The following is a 26,673-nucleotide window of genomic DNA, read 5'->3' as shown; positions in this document are numbered from 1 at the left end:
AAGCCGCCTGGTTTCACTTGCTTACAACTTTGCCGCTACGCCCTTGTCCCTTTTCCCCGCGTTCATCCGGCATACCGCGCATTGATGACCTGTAGGGATGTGACCAAGTGGCAGTCGTAGACAAAACCCAACCCCGCGTCCTGCGCTTGGCCGGATTGACACTGAGCCTGGCCGCCGCCTTCGCCGCCGCGCCGCCCGCCGCGGCCCAAAGCTCGGCCCCGGCCGCGACGCACGACTATCGCATTCCGGCAGGTCCCCTGGACCAGGCGCTTTCCGCCTTCGCCAAGGCGGGCGGCATCACCGTTTCCTTCCGGCCCGAGGACACGCGCGGACTGAGGACGCAGGGCCTGGACGGCAGCTATGGCGTGGAATCGGGGCTGGCCAGGCTGCTGGCCGGCACCGGCCTCGCCGCGGAGGAGCAGGGCGGCCAGGGATACGTGGTGCGCGCGCCAGCCCCTGCGGCCAAGGCCGTGCCTGCCGGCAACGCCAACACGCTGGAATCGATCCAGGTCAGCGGCGACTGGCTGGGCACCGGCCTGGAAAACAGCGTGCAGACCTTTGGCGGCGCCCGCACGCTGGTCAAGCGCGACGAGATCCAGAACAGCGGCGCCACCAGCGTGGCCGACGTGCTGCGGCGCGTGCCCGGCGTGCAGATCAGCGGCAGCACCAGCGCCAGCGGCAGCTCGGTCGGCCTGCACGTCGGCATCCGCGGCCTGAACCCGCGCAATTCATTTCGCACCACCATGCTGCTGGACGGCATCCCCATGGCCATGGCCCCTTATGGCCAGCCGAACCTGGTGATGTCGCCGACCAGCCTGGGCAACATCGAAGCCATCGACGTGGTGCGCGGCGGCGGAGCGGTGCGCTATGGCCCGCAGAACGTGGGCGGCGTAATCAACTTCAAGACCCGCTCGATTCCGACTGGCAGCGGACTCACCGCCGAGGCCTCCGCCCGCTACAACATCTTCAGCCAGGGCGGCACCAATACCCAATACACCGGCTTCCTGGGCACGCAGTTCGAAAACGGGCTGGGCGTGGCGCTGATGTACTCCGGCATGGACGGCGAACAATGGCGCGATGCCAGCCATGACCGCTACAACGACGTGGCGCTGAAATGGCGCTTCGAGCTGACCCCGACGTCGGAAATCTACGGCAAGTTCGCCCATTACGACGTCAAATCGATGACGCCGGGCGGCCTGACGGTGGCGCAGTACCGCGACGATCCATTCCAGAACACCCATCCCACCGATTACTGGAAAGGGCAGCGCGATCAGGTCGACATCGGATACCTCAATTCGATCTCGGACACCCAGGAATTCGAGGCCCGGGTCTATCACTACGACAGCTCGCGCCAGAGTTCGCTCATCAATACCGCGACGGGCCGCAACGATTATCAGCCGCGCAACAACCAGGTACTGGGCATAGAGCCGCGTTACACGCAGCGCCTGGAATGGGGGCCGACCACGCACGACGTGACCATCGGCTACCGCTACATCCACGAAACCGGCCAGGACCGGCGCTATTCGGAATCCCTGGCCACGGGCCAACGCATCGGCGCGGCACAGGTCTTCGACAACAAGACCGAAGCGCACTCCATCTATCTGGACGACCGCATCGCCTACGGCAAATGGCGCGTCACGCCCGGCGTGCGCTATGAACACATCCGCACCAACCGCCAGCCCAGCGGCACCGCCAACGACACGCCGTTCGACCTGCGCAACAGCCGCGGCCTGCCTTCGCTGAACATCGCCTATCTGGTCGACGATGCGTTGACGCTCTATACCAACTACAACACCTCGTTCGGCGCGGTGCAGTACACGCAGCTGAACTCGATGTCGGCCTCCAATCCGCTCAGCCCGGAAGTCGCCAAGACCCTGGAAGCCGGCCTGCGCTACTCGGGCGAACAGACCCACACCGAGTTCACGGTCTTCAACCTGAAGTTCGACAACCAGATCCTGTCGATACCCGGCACCAATCCGGCCGTGTTCCGCAACCTGGGCGCCACCACCCACAACGGCGTCGAATTCGCCATCGACTACGACTTCGACAAGTCCGGCCCGCTCGCCGGCCTGAATCTCTACGCCAACTACACCTACGTGCGCGCCATCCAGAAATCCGGCGAATTCGAAGGCCGGGACGTGCCGTTCTACTCGCGCCAGACCGGCACGCTGGGCGGACGCTACATGCGCAACAACTGGACTTTCAACCTCTACACGACGGCACAGAGCGGCCAGTACTCGGACACCGCCAACACCGAAGAGGAGAACGCCGCCGCGACCAACGGCCGCGTGCCGGGTTTCAGCGTCTGGAACACGCAGCTCAGCTACAAATTGCCCCAATGGAAGGGCAGCGAGCTGGCGGTGGGCGTGAACAACCTGTTTGACCGGCGCTACTACACCCGCAACGTCGACACCAACGGCGGCCGCATGGTGGGCGCGCCGCGCATGGTCTACCTGCAGGCGCGCCTGGCCTACTGATGCCCAGGCGCATCTGGCTGTTCTGCCATCGCTGGGTGGCGCTGGGCCTGGGCGGGATCCTGATCCTGTCCGGGCTGTCCGGCGCCTTCCTCGTGGCCGCGCGGCCGCTGGACAAGCTGCTGCATCCGGAGCTCTTCCGGGCCGGCAACGCAGGCGGCGGCCAGCCCGCATCGTTCGAATCCATGCGCCGCAACCTGGCCGCCGAGTTCGGCCCGCAAGCCTCCTACACCTTCCGCCCGCCGCGCGAATCCGGCGAAACCATGCAGGTCAGGGTGAGGGCGCCCGACGCCTGGGACGGCACGGTCTATCTCGATCCGGCCAGCGGCCGGGAGCAGGGCAGAAGGGGAGAAGACGAGGGCCTGGTCGCCATCGTCTACAAGCTGCACAGCGCCCTGATGCTGGATCGCACCGGCAAGGCCGTGCTGGCCTGGACCGCGCTGGCCTATCTGGTCCTGACGGTGTCAGGCCTGATCGCATGGTGGCCGCGCAAATGGCCGCCGTCCTTGCGCATGGTGTTCAACAAGGGCGCGCTGCGCGCCTTGTTCGACGTGCACCGCAACGGCGGCGCCATCCTCGCGCTGCTGCTGGCGGTGTGCATGGCCAGCGGCGCCTATCTGGCATGGCGTCCGATAGGCGGCTGGATCACGCTGGCCAGCGGCCAGCCCCCGGTCGTGGCGCCCAAGCTGCCGGCGCAGCCAGCGGGCGCCATCCCGCCGCGCTCCCTGGACGAATTGGCCGCAACCGCACAAGCGGCATTTCCGGACGGCGCGATCGGGTACCTGCTGTACACGCCGCGCAGCGACCGGCCTTTGGCCATACGCATGCGCGTGCCCGACGATCCGCATCCAAACGGCAGATCCACCGTCTGGCTCGACCCGCGCGACGGCCACGTATTGGCGGCACAGCGCTGGAACGAACTCGATCCCGGCGCGCGGATCAACTCCGTGCTGTATCCGCTGCATACGGGAGAACTGGGCGGAATTGCGGGAGTAGCCATGGTCGCGCTGCTGGGCCTGGGCTTGGGCGCGTTGGGCATCAGCGGGATCTGGCTGTGGTGGCGCAGGCGCGGATTAAAAGCCCAGGCCCGCGCCCGACTTGAATCCCCCTAGATGGACGCCTGCTTCATCCGGCGCGACAGATCGGCGGCCGCCTCCTTGCGCTCGCTATAGCGGTCCACCAAATAGGGCGAGGCATCCCGCGTAAGCAGGGTGAACTTCATCAGTTCCTCGACGACGTCGACCACGCGATCGTAGTAGGGCGATGGCTTCATGCGTCCCGCCTCGTCGAATTCCTGGTAGGCCTTGGCCACCGACGATTGATTGGGAATGGTCAACATGCGCATCCAGCGCCCCAGCACCCGCATCTGGTTCACGGCGTTGAAGGACTGCGATCCGCCCGACACCTGCATCACCGCCAGCGTCTTGCCCTGGGTCGGGCGCACCGCGCCCACCGACAGCGGAATCCAGTCGATCTGCGTCTTCATCAATCCCGTCATTGCGCCGTGACGCTCGGGCGAACTCCAGACCATGCCTTCGGCCCATTGGACCAGCTCATGCAGCTCGCGCACCTTGGGATGGTCATCGCTGGCGTCATCGACCAGCGGCAGTCCCGAAGGATTGAACAGCCGGGTCTCGCCGCCCAGCGCCTGCAACAGGCGCGCGGCTTCCTCGGCCACCAGGCGGCTATAGGAGCGTTCGCGCAACGAACCGTACAGCAGCAGGAACCGCGGCGCGTGCGCGGCCCGCACGGCAGGAAACAGCCCGGCCTCGCCGGGTCGATGGAACAACGACGAATCAATGTTGGGCAAATCGGCCAGGGTTTCAGACACGGACCACCTCCGCGCCGATGCGGGTCTCAACGGTTTTCTGGATCAACTTCATGCAATACCTCTATACATACGACACTCAGATTTCAATCGGCCGACGCCCGCGCACGCAGCAGCAATAGCGCGGCAAAGGCGCCAAGCCCTATGCCCCCGGACAGCCACAGCGCGTTGACCCCCCAGCGGTCCAGCGCCACCCCGAAAAGAAATGGCGCTAGCGCCTGCGCCACCCGCGCCGGCATCATCAGCCAGCCCTGGCGCGCGCCATAGCCCTGGGGGCCGAACAGCACCAGCGGCAAGGTCCCCTTGGCAATGGTCAGGATGCCGTTGCCCGCCCCATGCAGGACGGCGAACACCGGCGCCATTACCGGACCGCCGCCCAGCAGCAGGGCAACGCCCGCCGGATGCGCCAGCGCAGCCAGGCGCGCGGACAACAAGGGATGAACCCGCCGCAAGAAACCGAATTCCAGCAGGCGGCCCGCCACCTGCGCCGGACCGATGAGCGCACCCACGGCCACGGCGGCTGCGAGCGTGGCGCCCGTGGCTTCCAGCATGCGCGGCAAATGCGTGGCCATCGCGGTGCTGATGAACCATGTCGCCGCAAACACGAAGGCGAGGAGGGCAGTGGCATACCTCTGCTGCCGCGGCTGGGGGGCAGAGGAGGGGACATCCTGCGCATTGTCCGCAGGCTCTTGCGTTCGTCCCGCGCCCGGCGCTTTCGGAAACCATGCGTTCAACGGCAGGCCGACCAGCAGGTGCAATCCTGCCCACCCCAGGCACGCGCCGCGCCAACCGAATTGGGTTTCCATCCAGGCCGAAAGCGGCCATCCCACCGTGCTCGCAAAACCGGCAATCAGCGTGATCCCCGTGATGGCGCCGCGGGCGTGATGGCCATACAGCCGCACCAGGCTGGAGAAGGCTGCCTCGTAGAGTCCGGCCCCCATCGCCACGCCGATAACCAGCCAGGCGGCGACCATCGTCCAGAGGCCCTGGGCGGCGCCCAGCAAGCCCAGCCCCAGCGCAAACAGCAGGCTCGTGCCGGCCAATACGACCCGCCCGCCATGGCGGTCGATCGCTAGTCCCGCCCAGGGACCGACCACGGCCGAAGCCACCATCGCAGCGGAAAACGCCGCATACACCGCCGGCGCCGACACCCCCAGGTCGCGGGCCATCGGATCCGCCAGCATCGCCGGCAGGTAATAGGAAGACGCCCAGGCGAGCGTCTGAGCCGTGCCCAGGGAGCCAACGACGCGTACGGGAGCGTCGAGCATGTATCAATGCCGCTGGAGGAGGCGGGATGGCGGGCTGCATGCCGCGCTGGCGCCGGTCTCGGCTCCCTCACCAGCCGCGCCCGCGCAGCAATGCTCGGTAAGGTATCCGAGCAAGCCATTCATCTGGGAGAAATCCGCGCGGTAGATCAGATTCCGGCCTTGCTGCTCGACGCTGACCAGGGCTGCGTGCGCAAGCTCCTTCAAGTGGAAAGACAACGCGTTGCGGGCAACGCCAAGCCCCTCCGCCATGACACTGGGTGTAAGGCCGTCGGGCCCCGCGACGACAAGCGCACGAAACACGCGCAGGCGTTGGGCATGGGCCAGGGCATTCAGGGCAGTAACGGCTTGATCTTCATTCATTGATCAATGATACAACAATTATTGAACTATTTATGCATGCAGGCCCGCCGCGGGCCTAAGTAAACGTGCCTCTAGATATCGGCTACATCGCGCAGCCGTACGCCGGAGAAGTTGGCCGCACTCAATGCATCAAACATCGCGCGGTCGCAGATGGGAGGCGCTCCCATGCGATCCTGGCGGAAGATATGGGCATCTCCCACCACATCCTGTTTGAACACCAGGCTGGCTCGGCCGACGAGGCTATAAAGTTTCTCGTCCTCGCCGGTCTGATAGTTGCGGTCGAACTTGATCCTCACGCGGGAAGAGGCTTCATCCAGGGCGTCGAGTCTGCGCAGCACATTGCCTAGGTAATACTGAGGGGCGGGGCTGCCGTCAGCCAGGCTGAAGTCGCACGCCACAAATGCAAACGCCTCGGCGTCCAACTGCTCAAACAGTTGCTTCAAGGGCTCCGACACAATCCATATGCCAGCAAGCACCTCCAGATCGCGTGGCATTCCGCCTTTCTCCGGTACATGAACCAGATGGGGACGCTCCGGATACTGATCTGGCATTCCATTAGGACGCGAGACGACATTCATCCCCGGATCGATCAGCTTCTCTTCGTTGGCGATTTCGATGCCGGGAATCCTGCCGTTTCCCAAGAAGCTGGCGTCGATCAGGAAAAATTCGCCCTTATGAGATGCGGCTTCGGCTGAAACTTCAATGGCGGTCGGTTCGGTCACGGTGGCTCCAAAGTTCATAACACGCTCCAATTACGGACAGCACGGAAACTCAAGTTCCGCGACCAAACCGCCACCTTCCCGGGGCTTGAGATGCAATGCTCCCCCGAACCGCTTGGCAATGGCATGTACGATCGAGATGCCAAGACCCGCGCCGTCGTTGCGGCTTCGGCCTTGGTCCCCGCGCCAGAAGCGTTGGCCAATCTTGGCTGCTTGATCCGCACTGAGCCCCGGCCCCCGGTCCGCCACGACGATGCGGCATTGTCGGGTTGGAGAATCGAAGCGGGCAACGACTTCGACAGGCATGTCATAGGGGGAGTAGCGAATCGCATTGTCCACCAGGTTGCGGATGGCAGCCTCCAGCATCTCGCGCGGAATGGAGCAGCAAGCATCAGCGCCGTCGACGGATACCGCCAGGCGCAGCCGCGCTTCGACAGTTGTCGCATCGATGACGCTGGCGATGACCTCCTGGATGGGCGTACACCCGTTCTCCGAATTGGGCGATGCTTCGGCACGCGCCAGAATCATCATCTGGTCGAGCGTACCCCGCAGGCGCTTCACGCCTTCCTCGGCACTGCAGAGTGACGATTCGGCTTCTTCCCCTTCGGTCAACCTGGCCACTTGCAGGTGGGTGTCGATCACGGTCAGCGGTGTCCGCAACTCGTGCGCCGCGGCGTCGGTAAACGCCCGCTGGCTGGAGAGTGCCAGGGATAAGCGTCCCAACAATCCGTTCATGGCATCCAGCACAGGACGAAGCTCGGTGGGCGGCTTTGCGACAGCGATAGGGGTGGTATCGTCCGTTTGCTTGGCCCGCAACTGCATGCGCAAGGCTTGCAGCGGCGCAAGGCCTTGCCCGATACCGATCCACAGGGCAGCCAGCCCGCCAAGAAGCGCGATCAGGAAGGGCACGCCAGCCGCAAACAGCAGTTCATTGATCAGCGTGTTCCTTTGCTCGACGCGATCCGCTGTCGTTATTTGATAACTGTCATCGCGAAGCACATAAATCCGCCACTCGTGTCCGGCGACCATGCGCGTGCTGTAACCGGCGGGCAGGCTGTCGAAATCCGAGGCCGGACTGCCGCTGGTGCGCGCCAGGACCTCGCCGCGCAGCGCGCGAATCTCGCAAGCGATTCCTTCGCTGCCGTTGACGCGGATGGCTTGCGTGAAATCCGTAGTCTTGGCGTTGGGATCTATGACAGACCCGGCAAGCAAGCCCGAGACCATGCGAGCCGACATGGCCAGGCGACCATCAAGCGTGCGGGCAAGGTCGGCGCGCACGCCCAGCATCATCCAGGCCGCCGCCGCCGCCCATAAGACCATGAGAGAAAGTCCTGCAATCAGGACTGCACGAAGACGCAAACTCATGCGTCGAGCCTCCAACCCAGCCGGAATCCCAATCCACGCGACGTTTCAATCACGTCAGCGCCAAGCTTGCGGCGCAGGTTGTGGATATGAACGTTGAGCGCGTTGCTGCTCACTTCCTCGCCCAGCCCGTACAGGCGTTCATTGAGTAGATCAGGAGGGATCCACCTCGCATTGGCCGCGGCCAGATGCGCCAGCAGATCCACCTCGCGACGCGATAGCGAAATGGCTTGGCCTCCCAACCAAGCCAGGCCGCTTTCGGGCTCCAGACGCAAAGGTCCCGCCACAATGATCTGGGCTGCGCGCCCCTGTGTGCGCCTGACCAGCGCATGCAATCGCGCTGCCAGTTCGCGCAAGTCAAACGGTTTGGTCATGTAGTCGTCGGCGCCTTGTTGCAGGCCCGCGATCCTGTGGTCGATGGCATCCCGGGCGGACAGTATCAGCACGGGCAAACACGGTTCAATGCTACGCACGGCAGAGAGCAATTCCATTCCGTCACGGTCCGGAAGTCCCAGGTCGAGCACCAAGGCATTGAAGGAGTTTTCCGTTTGGGCGGCTTCAGCGTCAACGGCAGTGCAAACGTGATGCACCGTGATGCCATGCGCGCGCAAGCCAGCCACGATTCCTTTGCCGATCAGTTCATCGTCTTCTACCAGCAATACCCGCATTTGAATCCCGATTCGTTGCAACCCAGGGCCCATATGTTAGGCCAGAACTTTTCAGCCAAGAATGGCCGGCGCCTTGATTTCCGTTCGTTCCGCGCCTGCTTTCCCTTCTTTAGTTTCGGTTAATCGATCTCCTCCATCATGGCTGGATAAGCTCCCCTGCGCCTCAACATGAGGGCGGTTGGGGAAGGCCGACTATTGCCCCGGAGGAATGAGGTTGTTTGTATATCGACGAGTACTGGCCGTTGTGTTTCTGTTTTTTTTCGCCATCGGCAGTGCATGGGGGAGTGCAGGCCTGTTTTCCTGGCAGGAGGAGGCTGAATTTCTGGATCCTGTCGATGTATTCAAACTGGCGCAGGTTCAGCAGCAGGGGACGGAACTGGCGGCGCAAGGACACATTGCCGAGAACTACTATGTCTATCGCCACTCATTGAAGCTGGTTTCGGGGCAGGGCGAGGAAGTCCGCCTGGATCTTCCCCCTGGTACGCCCAAGAATGACGAGTTCTTTGGCGATACGGAAATCTATCTTGGAGATGCGCTGCGACTGCGCTTTCCCGCCTCCGTCACAGGTCCGTTGACACTGCATTGGCAAGGCTGTGCGGAAGGGGGCATCTGCTACCCTCCGCAGACCATGGCATTGAACTTGCCCGCGACGGCGGCGGGGGCAGGTAGCGCTGCCGAGCCTCCTGCCACCACCAGTCAGCCGGAGGCGGGCGCCGGCGGCGCAGCCAACGTCGCCGAGGACCAGGCTGCTGCCCAACGCCTGGCGACGCTGGGGCCGATCGCAGGCACATTGCTGTTCTTCGGCTTCGGCCTGCTCCTGGCTTTCACGCCTTGCACCTTGCCGATGATCCCCATCATCTCCAGCATGGTCGTGGGCGCTCAGGCCAGTCCGCGGCGCGCTTTTGTCACGTCCCTGTCCTATGTGCTGGCAATGGCCGCCACCTATGCCGCCGTGGGCGTGGCAGCCGGCTTGGCAGGCGCGAATCTCCAGGCGACCCTGCAATCCCCCTGGCTGCTGGGAGCGTTCGCGGCCTTGTTCCTGATTCTCGCCAGTTCCTTGTTCGGAATGTTCGAACTGCGCCTGCCGTCCGCCTTGTTGAACCGGGTCGGATCCGCCAACCAGGGGCGCGCGGGCGGAAACGTGGTCGGCGCTGCGGCGCTGGGCTTCTTGTCGGCATTGCTGGTCGGGCCATGCATGACCGCGCCCTTGGCGGGAGCGCTGCTCTACATCAGCCAGACCGGCAGCGCGCTGTATGGCGGCCTGGCATTGTTTGCCCTGGGCCTGGGCATGGGCCTGCCGCTGCTGGTGATCGCCATATTCGGCGCCCGCGTACTGCCCAAGCCGGGAGCGTGGATGGATCGCGTGCGCATAGCGTTCGGCTACGTGATGGTCGGGATGGCGGTGATGATGCTCGACCGCTTCCTGCCGGCCACCCTGAGCCTGGTGCTCTGGGGGGCCTGGATACTGTCCATCGCCATCGGCCTGTTGGCCTGGGCGCAAGCGGTCGCGCAAAAGCTGCGCCTGATGTGGGCCTTGCGCACACTGGGAGCCATCGCAGGCCTGTGGTCCATTCTCATGCTGGTGGGCGCCGCGTCGGGCGGTGATTCACTGTCGCAACCGCTGGCGCACCTGCGCGCTGCCTCGTCGGCCGCCGTGCCAGCCATCGCCAACAAGCCAGCCTACGTCGAGGCCAAGTCGGTCGAGGACGTGGACAGGCGCCTGGCGGACGCGGCCGCGCGCGGCCAATGGACCTTGATCGACTTCTACGCCGACTGGTGCATCAGTTGCCACGTGATCGAACGCAATGTGTTCGGCGACCCCGCTGTGGCGCAGCGGCTGGCGCGCATGCAGGTGCTGCGGCCGGACGTGACACGCAACGACGCAACGGATCAGGCCCTGCTCAAACGTTGGGGCGTCATGGGGCCGCCCACGCTCATCCTGGTGGGACCCGACGGCACGGAGCGCCGAGACCTCCGCGTGGTGGGCGAGGTCAGCGCCGCCGATTTCCTGGGGCGACTGAACAAGGCGGGAACGCCATGATAGGCATCGGTCCCTTCTCCATTCAAAGCATGGGCGTCTTCGCGGCTGTACTGTTTTCCTGGCTGGTGACGCGCGCGCTGGCCAAACGCCTGCCGGACGCTTCTCATCGGCTTGCCGGCGCCGTGCTGCTCGACGGCGTGTTTTGGGGCATTGTGGCGGCGCGCCTGGGATACATCGCCTTCTGGTGGGAAGACTACTTCGCAGCTCCCATGGCGCTGATCGCAATCGGCGATGGCGGATACTACTGGTGGGTTGGGGTGCCAGCCACGCTGGCCTTCGTCTGGTGGCGGACCCGTACCATGCCGGCGCCGCGCCGTCCCATATACGCGGGCATATTGGCCGGGGTCGTGGCCTGGTTCGCAGGCGGCGCGCTGCTGCCGCTGCTGCTCGAGCCGCCGCGTCTGCCGGACTTGCAGTTGCAAACGCTGGATGGGAACCCCATCGCGCTGAGGTCATACGAGGGCAAACCGCTAGTCGTCAACCTCTGGGCGAGCTGGTGCCCGCCTTGCCGCCGTGAGATGCCCGCCCTGGAACAGGCGCAGTCCGAGTTCCCGGGCGTCAGCATCGTCCTGGTCAATCAGGGGGAGGGCGCGCAACAGGCGCATGACTTCATCCAGAGCGAAGGCCTGGCATTGCGCAACGTCTTGCTCGACCCCGCGTCCGCGTCCATGCGGGCGGTGAATTCGCGCGGCCTGCCCACGACCTTGTTCTATGACGCGCAGGGACGCCTGGTGGATACGCATCTGGGCGAGATCACCATGGCAGCCCTCAAGGACAAGATGTCGCGGCGTTTCGATATGCCCCGAGACGGCATCCAAGATTTACCCAAGTAAGGAATGACCATGTTTGCATTGCGTATGCGTATTTCATCCATCGCAGCCATCCCGCTCGTGCTGGCAGCCGGCTACAGCCAGGCCCAGACCGGAGCCCGACCGCCGGCCATCCAGGCACTGGAAGCGCAAGGCCTCACCATCGTGGGAGAGTTCGATGTGGAAGGCGGCCTGCGCGCTTTCGCCGGCACGGCAGAAGACCGCCCCATCGCCGTCTACCTCACCAGCGATGGCAACGCCATCGTGGGCACGCGCCTGGACGCCAATGGCAAGCCCATCGACCGAATGAAACTGCGGGACCTGGTTGAAAAGCCGCTGGGCGAAAAGACGTGGAGTCAACTGGAATCCGCGACCTGGGTACAGGACGGCAAACCCGACGCGCCCCGCATTATCTACACTTTCTCCGATGCAAACTGTCCCTACTGCCACCAGTTCTGGGAAGCAGCGCGCCCCTGGGTGGACGCCGGAAAGGTGCAGCTTCGCCATCTGCTCGTGGGCGTGATCCGGGCAGACAGTCCGGCAAAGGCCGCGGCTATCCTTGGCGCTCCCGACCCAACGGCCGCACTGATCGAAAACGAACACAAGTTTGATCAGGGCGGCATCAAGCCTACCGACAGCATTCCCGACGCTGTACTCCAGACCCTCGAAGACAACCACATGCTGATGCTGTCGAGCGGGTTCCGAGGCACGCCCGGCATCGTGGTGCGGGAGAGCGACGGCTCGGTCAAGAAATTCAGGGGCATGCCCCAGGGCGCGCAATTGGCCGAGGTGTTGGGGCCGCGTTGAATCCAAGACGGGATCCGCCTTGGACGCCAAGGCACGCAGGCGAGGAGGGCGGTGGCGAAAACCTATGCCTTCCGCGCTCGGATTCCATGCCCTGGCCCATGACGATGCCGGTGATGAATATCCGGATAGTGGGGATGCGTGTGCGTCAGCGCTTCATGGCGGTGCGGATGCGTATGCGGCTCCGCGCCATCCCAGGCAAAGGGATGCGCGTGCTGGTGGTGCTCGTCGTGCACGTGACGGTGGCTATGTTCCATGGCTTCGTGGGTATGTTCGTGCGCATGCCGTTCGCGCAGGTGCAACCACACGCCCAGCGCCATCAGGGCGGCCGCCGGCCAGAATAGAAGGCCCGGATTCTCGGGCCACAAGATGAAGGAAATGATCACCCCGACTAGCGGCGCCACTGAAAAATAGGCCCCAGTCCTGGCGGTTCCCAGCGTTCTTAGCGCCAGGACGAATAGCGTCAGGCTCAGGCCGTACCCCAGAAATCCCACGACAAGACTGGCCCCCACCATGGTGACGGGCGGAAGTTCGGCGCCACCAAGCAGCGCCAGGATCGTACTGACCGCTCCGGCAGACAAGCCTTTCAGACCGGCGATCAGCATGGCGTCATTGGTGGCGACCCGACGCGTCAGGTTGTTGTCTATGGCCCAGCAGAGACAGGCCCCAACTATGAGCAGCGCCCCGGGTGACGGCGCCGTGCCGCCCGGCTCCCAAGACAGCAGTACGCCGCCGAGCACGATCGCGACCATGCCGAGCACGATCTGGCGGTCGGCGTTTTCCTTGAACACGCACCACGCGATAATGGCCGTGAGCACCCCTTCGATATTCAGCAAAAGCGAGGCCGAGGCGCCGCTCGTCTGGGTCAGCCCGAGCATCAGCAGCGCCGGGCCGAGCACGCCGCCTGTCGCAATCGCACCCGCCAGCCAGGGCAGGTCTGCGCGCGGAATGCGCAAGCCAGGCGCATCCCCCGGGCTGTGGCCACGGCCGATGTGACGTAGCGCCAGCAGGATGCCGAGACCCAGCCCGCTGCCCAGATAGAGAAGTCCAGCCAGCAGCAACGGTGCGACGCCTTCGACCAAGGTTTTGGCGAATGGCGTGCTCGCGCCGAACAGGAGCGCCGCGGCCAGCGCGGGGGATGCTGAGCGGATCGACATGTGGACGTGTAGACGGCGGGAATGGCTTGGAGGACAAGCGTACGCCCATTTACTTGCGATTGAACGTGGAAGGCCAATCTCGCTAGATCTATTACTTTACATAATACACATTATGCGCATACCTGGTATGTTTGGCGCTGTTGCGGGATCCCGGACGTCTGGTGCTTTATGACCGCAACAACTAGCTGGTGGTAGCCCCACTGGACTCATCGCAGATCATCGCCCGGCACGTCGCCGGCCTGGCGTTCCAGGACCTGCCGGCATCCGCCGTCGAAGCGACCCGCAGGAACCTGCTCGACACGGTCGGCGTGGCGATCGCCGGCGCCACCGCGCCCGGCTGCGCCGCGGCGGTCGGCGCCATACTTCGACGACACGCACGACCTCGCGGTCCTGCATGCGGGCGTATCGGTGGTGCCGGCCGCGCTGGCGATGGCGGACCGCATCGGCGGCGTCAACGGCGAGGACCTGGCCGTGGCCGTGACGGCGGCCTGGACCTGGCCTGCCGGCTGGGCGTGGCGACGCGGGTCTCGCCCGTGGTCCGTGGCTGGGCCTACACCGCCACCCATAGGCTGTTCGGCGCCACCGCGGCGGCGGCCCGGCTGCTGAAGCTGGACGCGGAACGAACCGGCCATGCCTTGGGGTTAGGTGCCAGGTCTCGGTTGGACGGTGGCAACGGCAGAGATGTGCACTTGAGATCGATGACGCCACGACTTAAAAAGATGAACGTTAGTCCGGCATCACGGCCCGCTGTGCAATGGCATTTTCTGGGAACATGGTGGGCGTTCAGCCGTCACGCATCAATAGGATGCTGAGCCCACACCTACTCAAGATGATTTCGCCGGATGCATATGTCGGAATGACCGCAACATGGCGAAGTCCGACCCCACAACCTTGCAAATCCACCGGCAGCAACCGCTGCGGAGCAGTCGTTCGCGGACAGACTACGAGTGGCCACTGCGGGTCGAAAGCGGAAATTGCTTGCAGAGGCGGGGAAGACCGCCGCTACGTAGCCAGCTGCGGCAGCACCACCGCGTGCTACTGGGCCAGGAACGTCAGGTGTACGGCACGGTCAGCTATCGCTGGTAGGCCGCATCGGACGGCGCGTCCGGCCCCCTCGCCAGCGCGCTGTCGCCCAACGGAGCGCGCGTTCGCCCCGCCCGCAATCCCTACGCCCTTGCGTGATGCCGTGCTTTTGTATTAAAGTTGAAAACCATTCTCATTTACATCAAAGCACGAGGAAGCGTGGTGGGCACTGATTCGGGCGTACAGCAGCAATTTCATTTGCTGTACCGCGATCATCATTCCTGGCTTTTTGGCTGGCTACGCAGACGCATGGGTTGCACCCATCACGCGGCAGATCTCGCTCACGACACGTTTGAGCGCTTGCTGGCCTCGCGCGACGCACTGCTGGGCCAGCCGCTGGGGCTGCAAGAGCCGCGTGCCTACCTGACCACCACCGCCAAACGCCTGCTCATCGACCGGGCGCGCCGCGAGCTGCTCGAACGAACTTACCTGGCCGAGCTCGAACGGCTGGCTCCGGAACTGGCTCAGCATCCCTCGCCCGAGCAATTGCTTATCGCCATGCAGGCGTTGGAGCAGATCTGCCAAGCGCTGGAAGGCGTATCCGCCAAGGCCCGCGCAGCCTTCCTGCTGCACTACCTTGAAGGCCACACGCACGCCTACGTCGCCGGGCAACTGAAGGTCTCGACCAAGATGGTGCAGAAGTACCTGGTCCAGGTGCTGTTGCATTGCCATCAACGGCTTGCCTGAACCGTGGCTGCGCCCTCGCCCGCCTCGGTTGCCGCACAGGCCGCGCAATGGATCGTCCAGCTTTCCTGCGACGACGCCGCGCAACGGCGCGCGGCCAGGCAGGCCTTTGAAGCCTGGAAGGCGGCAGACCCGCTCCATGCCACGGCCGCGGAACGCATGGAGGGCCTATTGGGCCAAGTAGACGCGATCCGCGTCGGCGGCGTGGGTGAACCGGGCAGCGCCGCCCTGGCCGCCGCCCTCAATGCGCGCGGCAAGCGCAGCCGCATCAAGAAATACGCCGCCGCCGCCCTGCTGGGCTGCGTCCTGGCCGCGCCCGCATGGCTGACGTTGCAAGCCTATCCCCCCTCCTGGCTGATGGCCGACCTGCGGACCGCCACCGGCCAATGGAGGACGCAGGTATTGGACGATGGCACTCGCATCAGCATCAACAGCGGCACTGCCGTCAATCTCCGCTACGACTCCCGGCTCCGGGCTTTGGAACTGATCCAGGGCGAGATTCTGGTCGAGGTCGCCAAAGATGCCACGCGCCCCTTCCTGGTCGAAACCCGGGACGGAACCATGCGCGCCCTGGGCACGAAGTTCGTCGTCAGCCGCGAGGACGGCGCAACGCGATTGAGCGTGCTGGAATCGCGCGTATCGGTCCAGACCGACGCGCAACGCCGCGGCGGATCGCGCGACGCCACCGTGGTTGAAGCCGGCCAGGCCGTGCGGATCCGTCCAAACGGCCTGGATCCAGTAACGGAGATCGACACCGGCCAGATCGAAGATGGCTGGAAGCAGCACCGGCTGTTCATACACGATCGTCCGCTCGCCGAGGTGCTCGACACCCTGGCGCGCCATCGCAGCGGCCTGATTCAGTACGACGCCCAGGCGCTAGCCAGCATCCGCATTTCGGCGGTGCTGCCTCTCGATGACACAGATCGCGCCATGCAGCTGCTGACAGCCAATTTGCCGACGCTGCGCGTGCGCAGCTTCACTCCCTATTTCCTGCGCGTGGACGTGGCGCCGGGAGACTGAACCGGGCGGTTCCGGACCCTCAGGCACGCGAATTTTTTTGGACAGCAGGTTCCACTTCCGAATTCTCGTTCGTCAAACCAAAAGACATCACGAACAGGAATTCCCGATATGGCCCTGCCCCGCATCACCGCGCACCCCGTTTCTTCCCGCCAGCCCTACCTGCTCCGCCACCTGCCGCTGGCCGTCGCCCTGGCGCTCGTCGCCCTGCATCCGCATGCTGCGCGGGCCCAGGCCGCAACAGGCATGGCCGTCACCCAATACGACGTCCCGGCCGGTCCGCTGGCCCCGGCGCTGAACCGTTATGCGCAGTTGTCCGGCGCGGACATCGTGGTCGACACGCGCAATCTGCAAGGCCTGACGACCCAGGGGCTGCAGGGCAGCCACACCGTTGCCGGCGGCTTCGACATCCTGCTGCGCGGCACCGGCTACAGCGCCAGGCAGACCCCCGCCGGCTACGTCATCGAGCCCGAACCGCGCGCCAGCGCCGTTACGCTGGAATCCGTGCGCGTGGACGGCGACGCGTGGCGCAACGCCACCACCGAAGAAACGGGCTCCTATGCCGCGCGCGCGGTCACGATCACCAAGGGCGCCCAGACCCTGCGTGAAATACCTCAGTCGGTGTCGGTGATGACCCGGCAGCAAATGGACGACCAGGGCCTGACCACGATCGCCGACGCCATGGGCTATGTAACGGGCCTGACGGCCTCCGACTATGAAGACACCGAGAAATTCAATGCGCGCGGGTTCGGCACCAGCGCGCAATACGACGGTCTGCCTCAGCAGGCAGCCAGCACCAACATGGATCTCGCCATCTACGACCGCATCGAGATCCTGCGAGGCCCCACCGGCCTGCTGACCGGGACGGGAGAACCTGGCGGAGCCATCAACTACGTGCGCAAGCGTCCGCGCGCCGAGAGCCATTTTTCCGCCTCCGTCTCCGGCGGCTCCTGGGACCAGTACCGTCTGGAGGCCGACGGCGGGGGTCCGCTCAATGAATCGGGCACGCTGCGCGGCCGCCTCGTCGGCGCCTACAAGGACGAAAACAAATTCTATGACTGGGGACGTTCGGAACCGCGCACCTTTTACGGTGTGCTGGAATACGACCTCGCGCCGCGCACAACGATCGGCGTGACCGCTACCTACAACGATCGCCGCTTCCGCAACTTCAACGGCCTGCCCCTTTACTCGGATGGCAGCGTGCCAGATCGCGACGCGTATGTCGGCCCGTCGAAAATGTCGGACATGTCGACCTATGACGTCGGGACCGACCTGACACATCGATGGAGCAATGGCTGGGAATTCAAGGCGGCCTATCTGCATCGCGACACGCGCTATCGCGGCTATTCGGCGTTTACCGGCAGCCGTATCGATATCGACACCGGCCTGGCCGCCGGCATGTCGGTCGGACGCATCGCGAACGACTTCAAGTGGGATCAGGGCGACGTCCACGTGTCGGGGCCCGTCTCCCTGTTTGGACAGGAGCACACGCTCACGCTGGGCTACAACTACGCGCGCTCTGACGAAACGACCGGAAGCCGCTTCAGCTACATCGAGAACGTCGCACCGCTGACCGATCACGACTTCGATCAGGAATACGCGCTGCCGGTAATCAATCGCAACAACACCATCACCACGCAATCTGGCATCTACGCCTCGGGGCGATTCAAGCTGGCCGAGCCGCTGAGCCTGATCCTGGGGGGCCGCTGGACGGACTACCGCCAGAAAAGCCGCCCGGTGTCGCCACAGACCGGAGACTGGGAATACAGCGCGGCCAATACGAAGGACGAATTCACGCCGTTCGGCGGCATTGTGCTGGACCTGAATCAACAGGTCTCGGTCTACGCCAGTTATACGGACATCTTCGTGCCCCAAAGCGAGCAGGACTACACGGGGCAAACGCTCAAGCCGCGCAAGGGTTGGCAAACCGAAGCCGGCGTCAAGGGCGAGTTCTTCGATGGCCGCTTGAATGCATCGCTGGCGATGTTCCGGATTCGCGACCAGAACCGCGCCATTACCGATCCGGACCACATCGGTTGCGGCGGCACGCCCACCGGTTCGTGCTCGCGCGCGGCCGGCCTGGTGCAAAGCCAGGGTTGGGAAGCGGAAATCAGCGGCAGCCCCTTGCCGGGCTGGGACATAGCCGCCGGCTATACCTTCACCAACGCAAAATTCCTGCGTGACGCCGACGCCGACAACGTGGGCCAGCGCTTCGCTGCCGATGTTCTGCCCAAGCACCTTTTCAAACTCTGGACGCAATACCGGTTCCAACCCCGCGATTTCAACGGCGCGCTGAACGGCTGGCGCGTCGGCATGGGCTTGCAGGCGCAAAGCGATGTCTACACCTCATCCATGCGCCAGGGCGGCTACGCGGTTGTCTCCGCGCGCCTGGGCTACCAGATCAACAAGCAATGGGACGCCGCGCTTTCGATCAACAATCTTTTCGACCGGGAGTACCTGCGCACGCCGGGCTACGACATTTTCTACAACCTCTATGGCGCGCCGCGCAGCGCTATCCTGACGCTGCGCTACACGATGTAGCGTCTGGTGGAGATCCGCAAGCCTCGCGCAGCGCCGCCGCGATGTTTCCACGCCAAAGCCTGGCTTGCGCGCGGGGCAAACCCTAGGAAGACGGTGTTTTCGGGCGTCCGCCCGACGAGGTCCTGGCGACTGGCGACTGGCGGCTTCGCGGCAAGCGCGCAAGTGATAGGCGCGTCAACCGGAACAATTGACACACTATTGCAAATAAATCTCAATATATTTCACGCTATCCGTCCGACCGTTCACGTTGGGAGGATGCCGGCACTGCCCCCCTCCCTGGGCGCTTTTTTCCTTGTCTCTCTCCCTGCGGCCTGCGCGCGCGTGCGCCCGATTCATCGCCGGAGCCATACCCTGTACGACGGATGCTCCTCCTCCAAATGCCGGTGCTAAAGATGAACACGCCACGGGAGAACGCGTCTGCAGGCAATTCAAATCCCGACGCAGGCGCGCCGATCTTGGAGGGAGACTCTATGGCCTCAAGCGCTCGATTAGCGGACGTCATCGTCAAGCTGCCAGATCGATCGACCTGCCTCGTACAACGTCGCCTGGTCATCAAACGCAGCGATGCGGCCCCACCAGAGCCGCAATACATCTGTTCATTACCATCGGGCGAGCCTGTGACATGGTTGCGCGATGGGAAGTATCGGCTGCCAGACGGCACCGTCGCTGTCGCGGTCGCTCATCAACGACCCAGCAAGTAGGTATCAAAGTCCATCGCAGCCGACATTGCGCTGCTGATGGCACGCTGCATTACCTGATGTCCGTCGTGATCGGCTATCCGGCGCATGCTTTGCTGACCGGCGGGGAAAGGCTAGGGCATGATATCGCGTCGCCCCCCCGCCCGCGCAAGCATCAGAACCGCCCGCGCAACGTCAGCATCATGTTGCGCGGCGCGCCGTAGTTGTTGCGGTTCTCGACATAGCCCGGATACTCGTAATACACCTTGTCGAACAGATTGTTCACGTTCAACGCAGCCGTCCAATTCGACGTCACGTCATACGCGACCCGCGCGTTCCACACGCTGTACGACGGCCGGCGCACCTTCGAGATGCTGTTGGTCAGCGCGCTCTGCCAATTCACGCCCGCGCCCACGCTCAGGCGGTTCAACTGGCCGGGCAAGCGGTATTCGCTCCACAGACGCAACAGGTGCCGCGGCGTTTCCTCGCTGAAAGTCTGGCCCTCGCGGTCCGGATCGCTCAGGTATTTATTGCTGTTGAATGTATAGCCCGCCGCCACTTGCAGGCCCCGCATCAGCTCGCCGCTCATCTCCGTCTCGAAGCCCTGGCTGCGCACCTTGCCCGCCGCGCGCGAACAATACCCGCCGTTGCACGCCGGCCCGGCCTCGTAGTCCTGCACAGCGCGGTTTTTCTGGTCGATGCGGTACAGAGCGAACGACGTGTTCAGCTTGCCGTCCATCAGCTCGCCCTTCACGCCCACTTCGTAGTTCGCGCCGACGATGGGCTTCAAAATGCTGCCGTCCAGCGTAGTGGCCGTTTGCGGCTCGAAGATATCCGCATAGCTGGCGTAGGCCGACCACTGCGGCGTCAGCGCGTAGACCAGCCCCACCATGGGCGTGAACTCCGCGCTGGCCTTGGCGGTACTGACATCGTCCCACGTGGCGGCCTGCGTGGTATAGCGGCTTTCAAACCAGCTGAAGCGCCCGCCCGACACCAGCGTCAGGTCTTCCGTCAGGCTGCTGCGCAGCTGCGCATAGACGCCTTTCTGCACATGCGGTTCATAGCGCGACGTGCGCTGAGAGTCCGGAAAGCTTTCTGGCTTGGGCACATGCGGATTAGGGTGGAACACATCCAGCGGCAGATAGTTGGACGCGTACTCGATGCGGTCCTTCGACGTCAGCCGCGACATGCTCACACCCACCGTCAGGTCCTGCGCCATGCCCAGCACCGTGAAGCGGCCGTTCACATTCGCATCAAAACCAATGTGCTCCGCCGACTTGTCGTAATTCCACGCATTGCGCATCGGCCCCATCAAGGTCACCGGGTCCACCGCGCCCGTCGCGTCCAGCGCCGAGGTCAGGCTCGTCTCCTTCACGTAGGTGGCCGCCACGTTCACGCGCCAATCGCTGTTGAAGCGATGTGTCAGGTCTGCAAACACCTGCGTCTCATCCCGGTCCCACTGGTTCCAGTCCGCGCCCAGAAAGGTAGACCGCTTCAGCCCCAGCGAACTGCCGTCGCTATATCGCGGCAAGCCGCCGAAGAACGGCGTGGACCGCAGGCGCGACACCAGCACGCCCGCGCCCACCGTCGTGCTGGGCGACAGGTCGTAATCCAGCGCGAAGTACAGATTGGTGTTGCGCTCCTTCACCACGTCGATGAACGAACCCTTGGAATCCAGATCCAGCACCGCCCGCGCCCGCAGGCTGCCATCCGCGTTCAAGGCCCCGCCCGCATCCAGCATACCTCCCACGTGGTCCCACGAGCCCGCGCGCGCCTCCATCAACACCTGCGTCTCGGCGGTAGGGCGCTTGCGCACCAGGTTCACCGAGCCGCCCGGCTGCCCCGCGCCTTCGAACAGGCCCTGCGCGCCGCGGAACACCTCCACCCGGTCCAGATACGCCGTGCTACCGGTGAAGCTATTGCCCACCGCATAGAAACTGCGCGACAGCGGCACGCCGTCGTATTGGATATTTGTGATCTTGAACCCGCGAGAATAGAAATTGCGCCCGCCGTCGGCCACCTCGCTGATTGTCACGCCCGTGGTGTTCTCCAAGACCTCGCTGATGGTCGACAGGTTCTGGTCATCCAACCGCTTGCGCGTCACCACCGTGACCGACTGCGGAATGTCCTTCAGCGCCTGCTCGGTCTTGCCGATGGTCGCCATGCTGGACCCGTAAGACTGCGTGCCCTCGGTCTGCGCATGATAGGCGCCCGTCACCAGCACCGGCGCCAGCGTGCTGGTGGCGGACGGCGCCTCGGCTTCCACACGGATACCGCCGTCCACATTCACCGCGCGATACCCCGTGCCCGTCAACAGCGCGCGCAAGCCATCCGCCACGCCATACTGGCCACTCAGGCCCGCGCTGTGCGCCCCGGTCAACTGCGACGAGGAATACCCCAACGAAATCCCCGCCTGCCGCGCAAACGCGGCCAGCGCGTCATTCAACGGTCCCGGCGCAATCGCGTACACGCGGGCCGATTCGGACTGCGCCGCCGTGGCCGGCGCGGCCTGGGCGTAGGAGAGCGACGGCGCCGACAAGGCGGCCAAGGCCGCCGCCAACGGCAGCAGCACGGTAAAGAAGGGATGGGGGCAAGCGCGCAAGCAAGCCCGCGCGCCGGACGACGGCGTCGCGGCCCGGAGACGATGGGTCTTCACGAAAGGGATACTCCAATGAGGGTCGGTCGGTGCTGGGCAGTGCGCACTGCTACAACCGGTATGACGAACGAATTCGCCCATCCCCTCAGATTTTTTTGTTTGTTCAGCCCCGCGCCCGTTCCGGCGCCCGTGCGCGTGCCCGAACCCGCGTCACCCGCCCGCCCCACCACAAGCGTCCCGCCTGCGGCTCCACCGGCAGAATCTGACGCAGCAGCGCCAGCACCTTGCGCGTATCGTCCAACTGGAACACTCCCGACACCGGCAACCGCGCCACCGCCGGGTCACACTCGATCGCCCCGTGATAGCGCGACAGCTCCTGCAAGAAGGCGTCCAGCGGCATATCGCGCACCGACAAGGCCCCCTCGACCCAGGCCCCGCCATCCATCATGCGCCCCTCCACCGGCACCAGCGCCCGCACACCTTGCGGCGTCATCCGCGCAGACTCCCGGGCCCGCAGCGTCGCGCCCGCCGCCTCGCCCGCGCCATCGCGCGGCAGCAACGCCACCGCGCCTTCATCCACCGCCACCTCGCTACCGTCGTCCCACTGCCGCACCCGATACCGCGTGCCTAGCGCCTGCGCCCGCCCGTCGCGCGTCTCCACGAACAGCGGCCGCGACAGCGGATCATGCCCCGAGATCACATACACCTCGCCCGCCAGCAAACGAATGCGCCGCACCGGCCCGCCATAGTCGATATCGACCGCCGTCTCCGTATTCAGCACCAGCGTCCCGCCATCCGGCAGCGTGACGCGGCGCCGCTCGCCCCGCGACGTAGACACGTCGGCCAACGCCTGCCGAACCGCCGGCACATCCCCCGCCCGCCACGCCACCCAACCGCCCGCCGCCAGCGCACCCAGCGACATCAAGGCCTTGCGGCGCGACCTCCGTGCCTGTGCCGCCTCTGTCTGCCGCAGAATCCGCGCCGCCGCCTCGCCCGGCATCTCCACCGCTGGCCCCTGCAAACGCGCGCCCAGCGCCTGCAAACGCTCCCACACCAACGCATGCGCGGGCTGCGCCCGCAGCCAGGCATCGAACGCCTGCCACGCCGACGCGTCCGCCGTGTTGTATTGCAGCTTGATGCGCCAGCGGATCGCTTCGTCCAGCATCGCCCGATCCACCGCGCCCTCCGCGCCGTCCTCCGGACGCGCGCCTGGCGCGCCTGGCGCGCCTGGCGACACGCCCGCCCGATCAAACCCCATAGACCAGCCGATAGCAGTGCTGCAACGCCTGCGCCAGATAACGCTCCACCGTCGCCACCGACCTCCCCACCTGCCGCGCAATCTGCGGGCACGTATGCCCCTCCATCTGCGCCAACAGAAACACCTCGCGCACCTCCGGCTTCAACCGGCCCAGCATCTGCGCCACCTGCTCCAGCGACTCCAGAATCAACAGCCGCGACTCTTCCGAGGGCCAATGGCTCTGCGGATAAGTCTGCAACACCGCCAGATAACTGCGCTCGATCTCCAACCGCCGCCAATGGTCCACCAGCAAGCGGTTCGCGATGGTGCGCAGGTAGGCCCGCGGCTCGCGCAGCACGGTGTCAGAGGGGGAGTTTGCCGACAGCAGGCGCACAAACGTGTCCTGCGCCAGATCCGCCGCGCGATGCGCATCGCCCAGCTTCAGCCGCAGCCAGCCGTGCAGCCAGGAATGATGGTCGCGGTACAACGTCGCGATGCCGGCGTCGGGACTGGCGCTAGGGGTAGCGGGCATGGGGATATACTGGGAATGGGAATTGTTCCCATTATATCCAGACGAATACCGGCCCAAGCCCGGTGTTCGCCCCCATGCCCGCCGGCTCGGGCGGGTCTTTGTCGTTGGGCGGGCGCCTACTGCAACGAAGCCGGCGCGTCGTGCAACACGCCGCAAGGGTCCGCGTCCGCGCCGCAAGCCCGCGCCTGCTCCAGCATGGCATTGACCTGCTCCCTGTGAACAGCGCCGCAGCATTGCTGTGACGCGGTACTGGCCGGCTTCCCAGCGAAGGTCATTTGGCCATCCATGGTCCGAGCTTGAACTCGCTGCTCATTTCGACGCAACACCCACGAGGTGAGCTGTGAGTTTGCAATCAATCAGTGTTGCGTTAGCCGCCATCTCATGCGCAACACAAGAAGCACAGCGGGGACCGCAACGCAGATTTGGAGACCCCGATGATCTCCAGAGTGGAGTCGAACGCAACACCAATCCCGAACTACCAAGAATGTGCATATCAGATGGCTCAAGCGAGGTCGTCGCCCATAGACGCTGATCACGCCGCTTCCGACCGACAGACTAAACCTTGCGTCCCGCCCGGGACTCCTCTAAAACGTATCCGTATCATCATCAGAGAGGCGATCTTGCGAGTTTCAATCCTGCGCCATTTCCGCCTGTACCTGCCGCTGATACTTCTCTTGTTGATCCTGGGTTTCCCCCCGGCCTCATCGGCAGCGCTACCCAGCCTGACCGGATCGACTGCCAGCAAACCCGTCGACCGCGCACAGCTGAACCTGTCGCTGGACCAGGTCATCCAGACGCTGGAAAACGACAAACAGCGCGCAGACCTCCTGGGTCAGCTGAAGCAACTGCGCGACGCCACCAAGCCAGGCGCGGAGAATGACAAAGACGGCATTCTCGCCCTCATCCGCGACACCGCCGAAAGCCTGGAAAGACGCCTGGACGGCCCCGAAGGCGCCTTGACCCGCTGGGGCATGCTGTACCGGCAGGCGCGCGCCGAACTCGCCACCGGCTTGCCCACATGGCGCGAGTGGCCCACGCTGATAGCCGATTTCCTGATCGTCCTGGCGATCTGGGCAGGCCTGGCCCTGGCGCTGCGCTGGATAGGCCGGCGCCTCGAGCGCCGTCGGGTGCCGGCGGACAAGGCTCCCGGCCGTCCGAAAACCCGCCAGCTGCTCTGGCTGGCGGCACGGCAGTTGGCGCCTTGGGCTATCGCCTTCGTGATCATGCTTTCCCTTTCCGTCTTGACGCCGGACTCCATGGGCCGGCTCGGGGCCCTGGTGCTGGCCTACGTGCTGCTCGTCGGCGCGCTGTTTTCTTCGCTCTGCCTGATTGCCATGACCCTGCTGGACGGTCCGCACCGCAGCCGGGCCCTGGACATCCTGCACCGGCGCGCCGCCTTGCCGCTCTGGCTGATAGGCAGCCTGGCCGCGCTGGGCGACGCGCTGCACGATCCCGAGGTGACCAGCGTGTTCGGACTGGGCATAGCGCAATTCGCCGGCCTGCTGGCCAATGTGGCCGCCGCGACGCTGAGCGCCCTGTTCATCCTGCGTTTCCGCCGCCCCGTCACGCACCTGATCCGCAACCAGCCCAGAGAGCGCCGCGTGAAACGCCACGGGCTGCACAAGCTGTTGCGGCTGATCGGGCCGCTGTGGTTCATCCCATTCCTCATCCTGGTTGGGATCTCGCTGTTCACCACCCTCTTCACCGCCGACGACAGCGATCAGGTGATACGCCGCGCCCTGCTCTGCGCGCTGGTGGCAATCGCGGGCATGACCGTCAGCGGCATTATCCGCCGCTCCTACCTGAGTTCCAGCCGCGCCGCCAATCGGCGCACGGCCTACCTGGGACAGCTCAGATACTTCGGCTACACCTTGCTCTGGGTCGCCAATCTGCTGGTGTTCCTGGAAATCGGCCTGCGCGTGCTGGGCCTGTCGCTGATCCGGCTCATGGAGAGCGGCGGATCGGCGATCGGCCCCAAAGTGGCGAGCTTCGTCGGCACCTTGCTGGTGGCCTGGCTGATATGGATACTTACGGACACCGCGCTGCAGCACGCCCTGGGCACCAGCGGCAAAAACCGCGCCAACGTCCGCGCGCTGACCATGCTGCCGCTGATCCGCAACGTCCTGCTCGCCACCATTTTCGTGATTGCCGTGATCGTCGCGCTGGCCAACATGGGCATGAACGTCACGCCGCTGCTGGCCGGCGCCGGCGTCATCGGCCTCGCCATCGGCTTCGGCGCGCAATCGCTGGTGGCCGACCTGATTACAGGCTTGTTCATCATCATCGAGAACTCCCTTTCCATCGACGACTACGTGGACGTGGGCAATCACCTCGGGTTTGTCGAGGGCTTGACCATACGCACCGTGCGCCTGCGGGACCTGGATGGAGTGGTGCACACGATTCCATTCAGCGAGATCAAGACCATCAAGAATTACTCGCGCGAGTTCGGCTACGCCATGTTCCGCTGGCCGGTGCCGGCCACCATGCCGATCGACGACGCCGTGGCGCTGGTCCGCGAGGTAGCCATGGAGCTGCGCACCGATCCGGCGATCTATCCCTTTCTATGGTCTCCGATAGAACAGCAAGGCGTCGAGAGCTTCGACAGCGGCCAGGCCGTCCTGCGTTTCCGCTTCAAGACCGCGCCGCTGCGGCAATGGGAAGTCCAACGCGCCTTCAACCTGCGCCTGCGGCGCCGGCTGGACCAGGCCGGACTGGAACCTTCCATGCCGCGCATGAACGTGCAGCTGTCCAGGGCGCGGGCACCCAAGCGCTCGGCCGAGGCTTCGGACCAGAGCGCGTGATGCCCTTCCCTCACC

21 protein-coding genes are annotated in these 26,673 nt (G+C 64.8%); 10 read left to right on the top strand and 11 right to left on the bottom strand.

The window, feature by feature from the left end:
- The first annotated feature begins 146 nt into the window (after positions 1-146).
- Both IB259_RS04880 and IB259_RS04875 read left to right on the top strand, forming a co-directional pair.
- Positions 147-2,477, top strand: coding sequence for a TonB-dependent receptor (locus IB259_RS04880; protein WP_225588730.1), 2,331 nt, complete (start codon positions 147-149; stop codon positions 2,475-2,477).
- On the top strand, positions 2,477-3,586 hold the full coding sequence (locus tag IB259_RS04875) for a PepSY domain-containing protein (RefSeq protein ID WP_192327867.1): 1,110 nt from the start codon (positions 2,477-2,479) through the stop codon (positions 3,584-3,586). The genes IB259_RS04880 and IB259_RS04875 overlap by 1 nt, the downstream gene beginning before the upstream one ends.
- Here IB259_RS04875 and arsH read toward each other — a convergent pair.
- From arsH to IB259_RS04845, 6 genes are all read right to left on the bottom strand, one after another.
- Positions 3,583-4,305, bottom strand: a complete 723-nt coding sequence (gene arsH / locus IB259_RS04870; RefSeq protein WP_175164046.1) for an arsenical resistance protein ArsH — start codon at positions 4,303-4,305, stop codon at positions 3,583-3,585. The two genes, IB259_RS04875 and arsH, sit on opposite strands and share 4 nt — an antisense overlap.
- 83 nt (positions 4,306-4,388) lie before the next feature.
- Positions 4,389-5,570, bottom strand: coding sequence for an MFS transporter (locus tag IB259_RS04865; RefSeq protein ID WP_192327864.1), 1,182 nt, complete (start codon positions 5,568-5,570; stop codon positions 4,389-4,391).
- Between the two features lie 3 nt (positions 5,571-5,573).
- Positions 5,574-5,930 (bottom strand): helix-turn-helix transcriptional regulator, encoded by a 357-nt coding sequence (locus IB259_RS04860; RefSeq protein WP_054454415.1) that lies wholly within the window; start codon positions 5,928-5,930, stop codon positions 5,574-5,576.
- Between the two features lie 71 nt (positions 5,931-6,001).
- Entirely contained in the window at positions 6,002-6,670 is a 669-nt protein-coding gene (locus IB259_RS04855) for an imm11 family protein (RefSeq protein ID WP_192327861.1), read from the bottom strand.
- 12 nt (positions 6,671-6,682) lie between these two features.
- Positions 6,683-8,014 carry an ATP-binding protein gene (locus IB259_RS04850; protein ID WP_192327858.1) on the bottom strand — a complete coding sequence of 444 codons (1,332 nt, stop codon included), beginning with the start codon at positions 8,012-8,014 and terminating at the stop codon, positions 6,683-6,685.
- On the bottom strand, positions 8,011-8,679 hold the full coding sequence (locus IB259_RS04845) for a response regulator (protein WP_054454421.1): 669 nt from the start codon (positions 8,677-8,679) through the stop codon (positions 8,011-8,013). Before IB259_RS04845 ends, IB259_RS04850 begins: the two co-directional genes overlap by 4 nt.
- A 208-nt stretch (positions 8,680-8,887) precedes the next feature.
- Between IB259_RS04845 and dsbD the strand changes: the two genes are divergently transcribed.
- Genes dsbD through dsbG form a run of 3 tightly spaced genes read left to right on the top strand, consistent with a single transcriptional unit; the run spans position 8,888 to position 12,336 of the window.
- Entirely contained in the window at positions 8,888-10,720 is a 1,833-nt protein-coding gene (gene dsbD, locus IB259_RS04840; RefSeq protein WP_192327855.1) for a protein-disulfide reductase DsbD, read from the top strand.
- On the top strand, positions 10,717-11,553 hold the full coding sequence (locus tag IB259_RS04835; protein ID WP_175180942.1) for a TlpA disulfide reductase family protein: 837 nt from the start codon (positions 10,717-10,719) through the stop codon (positions 11,551-11,553). The genes dsbD and IB259_RS04835 overlap by 4 nt, the downstream gene beginning before the upstream one ends.
- A gap of 9 nt (positions 11,554-11,562) precedes the next feature.
- On the top strand, positions 11,563-12,336 hold the full coding sequence (dsbG, locus tag IB259_RS04830; protein ID WP_192327852.1) for a thiol:disulfide interchange protein DsbG: 774 nt from the start codon (positions 11,563-11,565) through the stop codon (positions 12,334-12,336).
- A 62-nt stretch (positions 12,337-12,398) separates the two neighbouring features.
- Here dsbG and IB259_RS04825 read toward each other — a convergent pair whose 3' ends face one another.
- Positions 12,399-13,490, bottom strand: coding sequence for a DMT family transporter (locus IB259_RS04825; RefSeq protein WP_192327849.1), 1,092 nt, complete (start codon positions 13,488-13,490; stop codon positions 12,399-12,401).
- Between the two features lie 188 nt (positions 13,491-13,678).
- Here IB259_RS04825 and IB259_RS31200 point away from each other — a divergent pair, with 188 nt between their 5' ends.
- The 4 genes from IB259_RS31200 to IB259_RS04805 all read left to right on the top strand — a co-directional run bounded on the left by IB259_RS31200 (position 13,679) and on the right by IB259_RS04805 (position 18,815).
- A complete protein-coding gene (locus IB259_RS31200) occupies positions 13,679-14,302 on the top strand; it encodes an MmgE/PrpD family protein (RefSeq protein WP_175164030.1) in 624 nt (207 codons plus the stop codon).
- Between the two features lie 430 nt (positions 14,303-14,732).
- Positions 14,733-15,260: a sigma-70 family RNA polymerase sigma factor gene (locus IB259_RS04815; RefSeq protein ID WP_054451260.1), complete on the top strand. Its 528-nt coding sequence runs from the start codon at positions 14,733-14,735 to the stop codon at positions 15,258-15,260.
- Positions 15,261-15,263: 3 nt separating this feature from the next.
- Positions 15,264-16,277, top strand: coding sequence for a FecR domain-containing protein (locus IB259_RS04810; RefSeq protein ID WP_192327844.1), 1,014 nt, complete (start codon positions 15,264-15,266; stop codon positions 16,275-16,277).
- 108 nt (positions 16,278-16,385) lie between these two features.
- Complete coding sequence (locus tag IB259_RS04805) at positions 16,386-18,815, top strand: TonB-dependent receptor (RefSeq protein ID WP_175164026.1); 2,430 nt, start codon at positions 16,386-16,388, stop codon at positions 18,813-18,815.
- An 852-nt stretch (positions 18,816-19,667) separates the two neighbouring features.
- On the opposite strand, the gene IB259_RS04800 is transcribed toward IB259_RS04805, so the two are convergent.
- From IB259_RS04800 to IB259_RS04785, 4 genes are all read right to left on the bottom strand, one after another.
- Positions 19,668-22,148: a TonB-dependent siderophore receptor gene (locus IB259_RS04800; RefSeq protein WP_370528686.1), complete on the bottom strand. Its 2,481-nt coding sequence runs from the start codon at positions 22,146-22,148 to the stop codon at positions 19,668-19,670.
- 103 nt (positions 22,149-22,251) lie between these two features.
- Complete coding sequence (locus IB259_RS31160; RefSeq protein WP_304503461.1) at positions 22,252-23,253, bottom strand: FecR domain-containing protein; 1,002 nt, start codon at positions 23,251-23,253, stop codon at positions 22,252-22,254.
- Between the two features lie 82 nt (positions 23,254-23,335).
- Positions 23,336-23,857: a sigma-70 family RNA polymerase sigma factor gene (locus IB259_RS04790; protein WP_125471308.1), complete on the bottom strand. Its 522-nt coding sequence runs from the start codon at positions 23,855-23,857 to the stop codon at positions 23,336-23,338.
- A 116-nt stretch (positions 23,858-23,973) separates the two neighbouring features.
- Positions 23,974-24,132, bottom strand: coding sequence for a hypothetical protein (locus tag IB259_RS04785; RefSeq protein ID WP_166738321.1), 159 nt, complete (start codon positions 24,130-24,132; stop codon positions 23,974-23,976).
- 345 nt (positions 24,133-24,477) lie between these two features.
- On the opposite strand from IB259_RS04785, the gene IB259_RS04780 reads away from it, so the two are divergent.
- Positions 24,478-26,658 (top strand): mechanosensitive ion channel family protein, encoded by a 2,181-nt coding sequence (locus IB259_RS04780; RefSeq protein WP_192327839.1) that lies wholly within the window; start codon positions 24,478-24,480, stop codon positions 26,656-26,658.
- The last annotated feature ends 15 nt before the right edge of the window (positions 26,659-26,673 follow it).

The organism is Achromobacter sp. ACM04 (assembly GCF_014851465.1).
In the GTDB taxonomy this organism is placed as follows: domain Bacteria; phylum Pseudomonadota; class Gammaproteobacteria; order Burkholderiales; family Burkholderiaceae_B; genus Achromobacter; species Achromobacter aegrifaciens.
The sequence above is the reverse complement of the archived record's forward strand: the minus strand, read 5'-3'. Positions and strand labels throughout refer to the sequence as shown.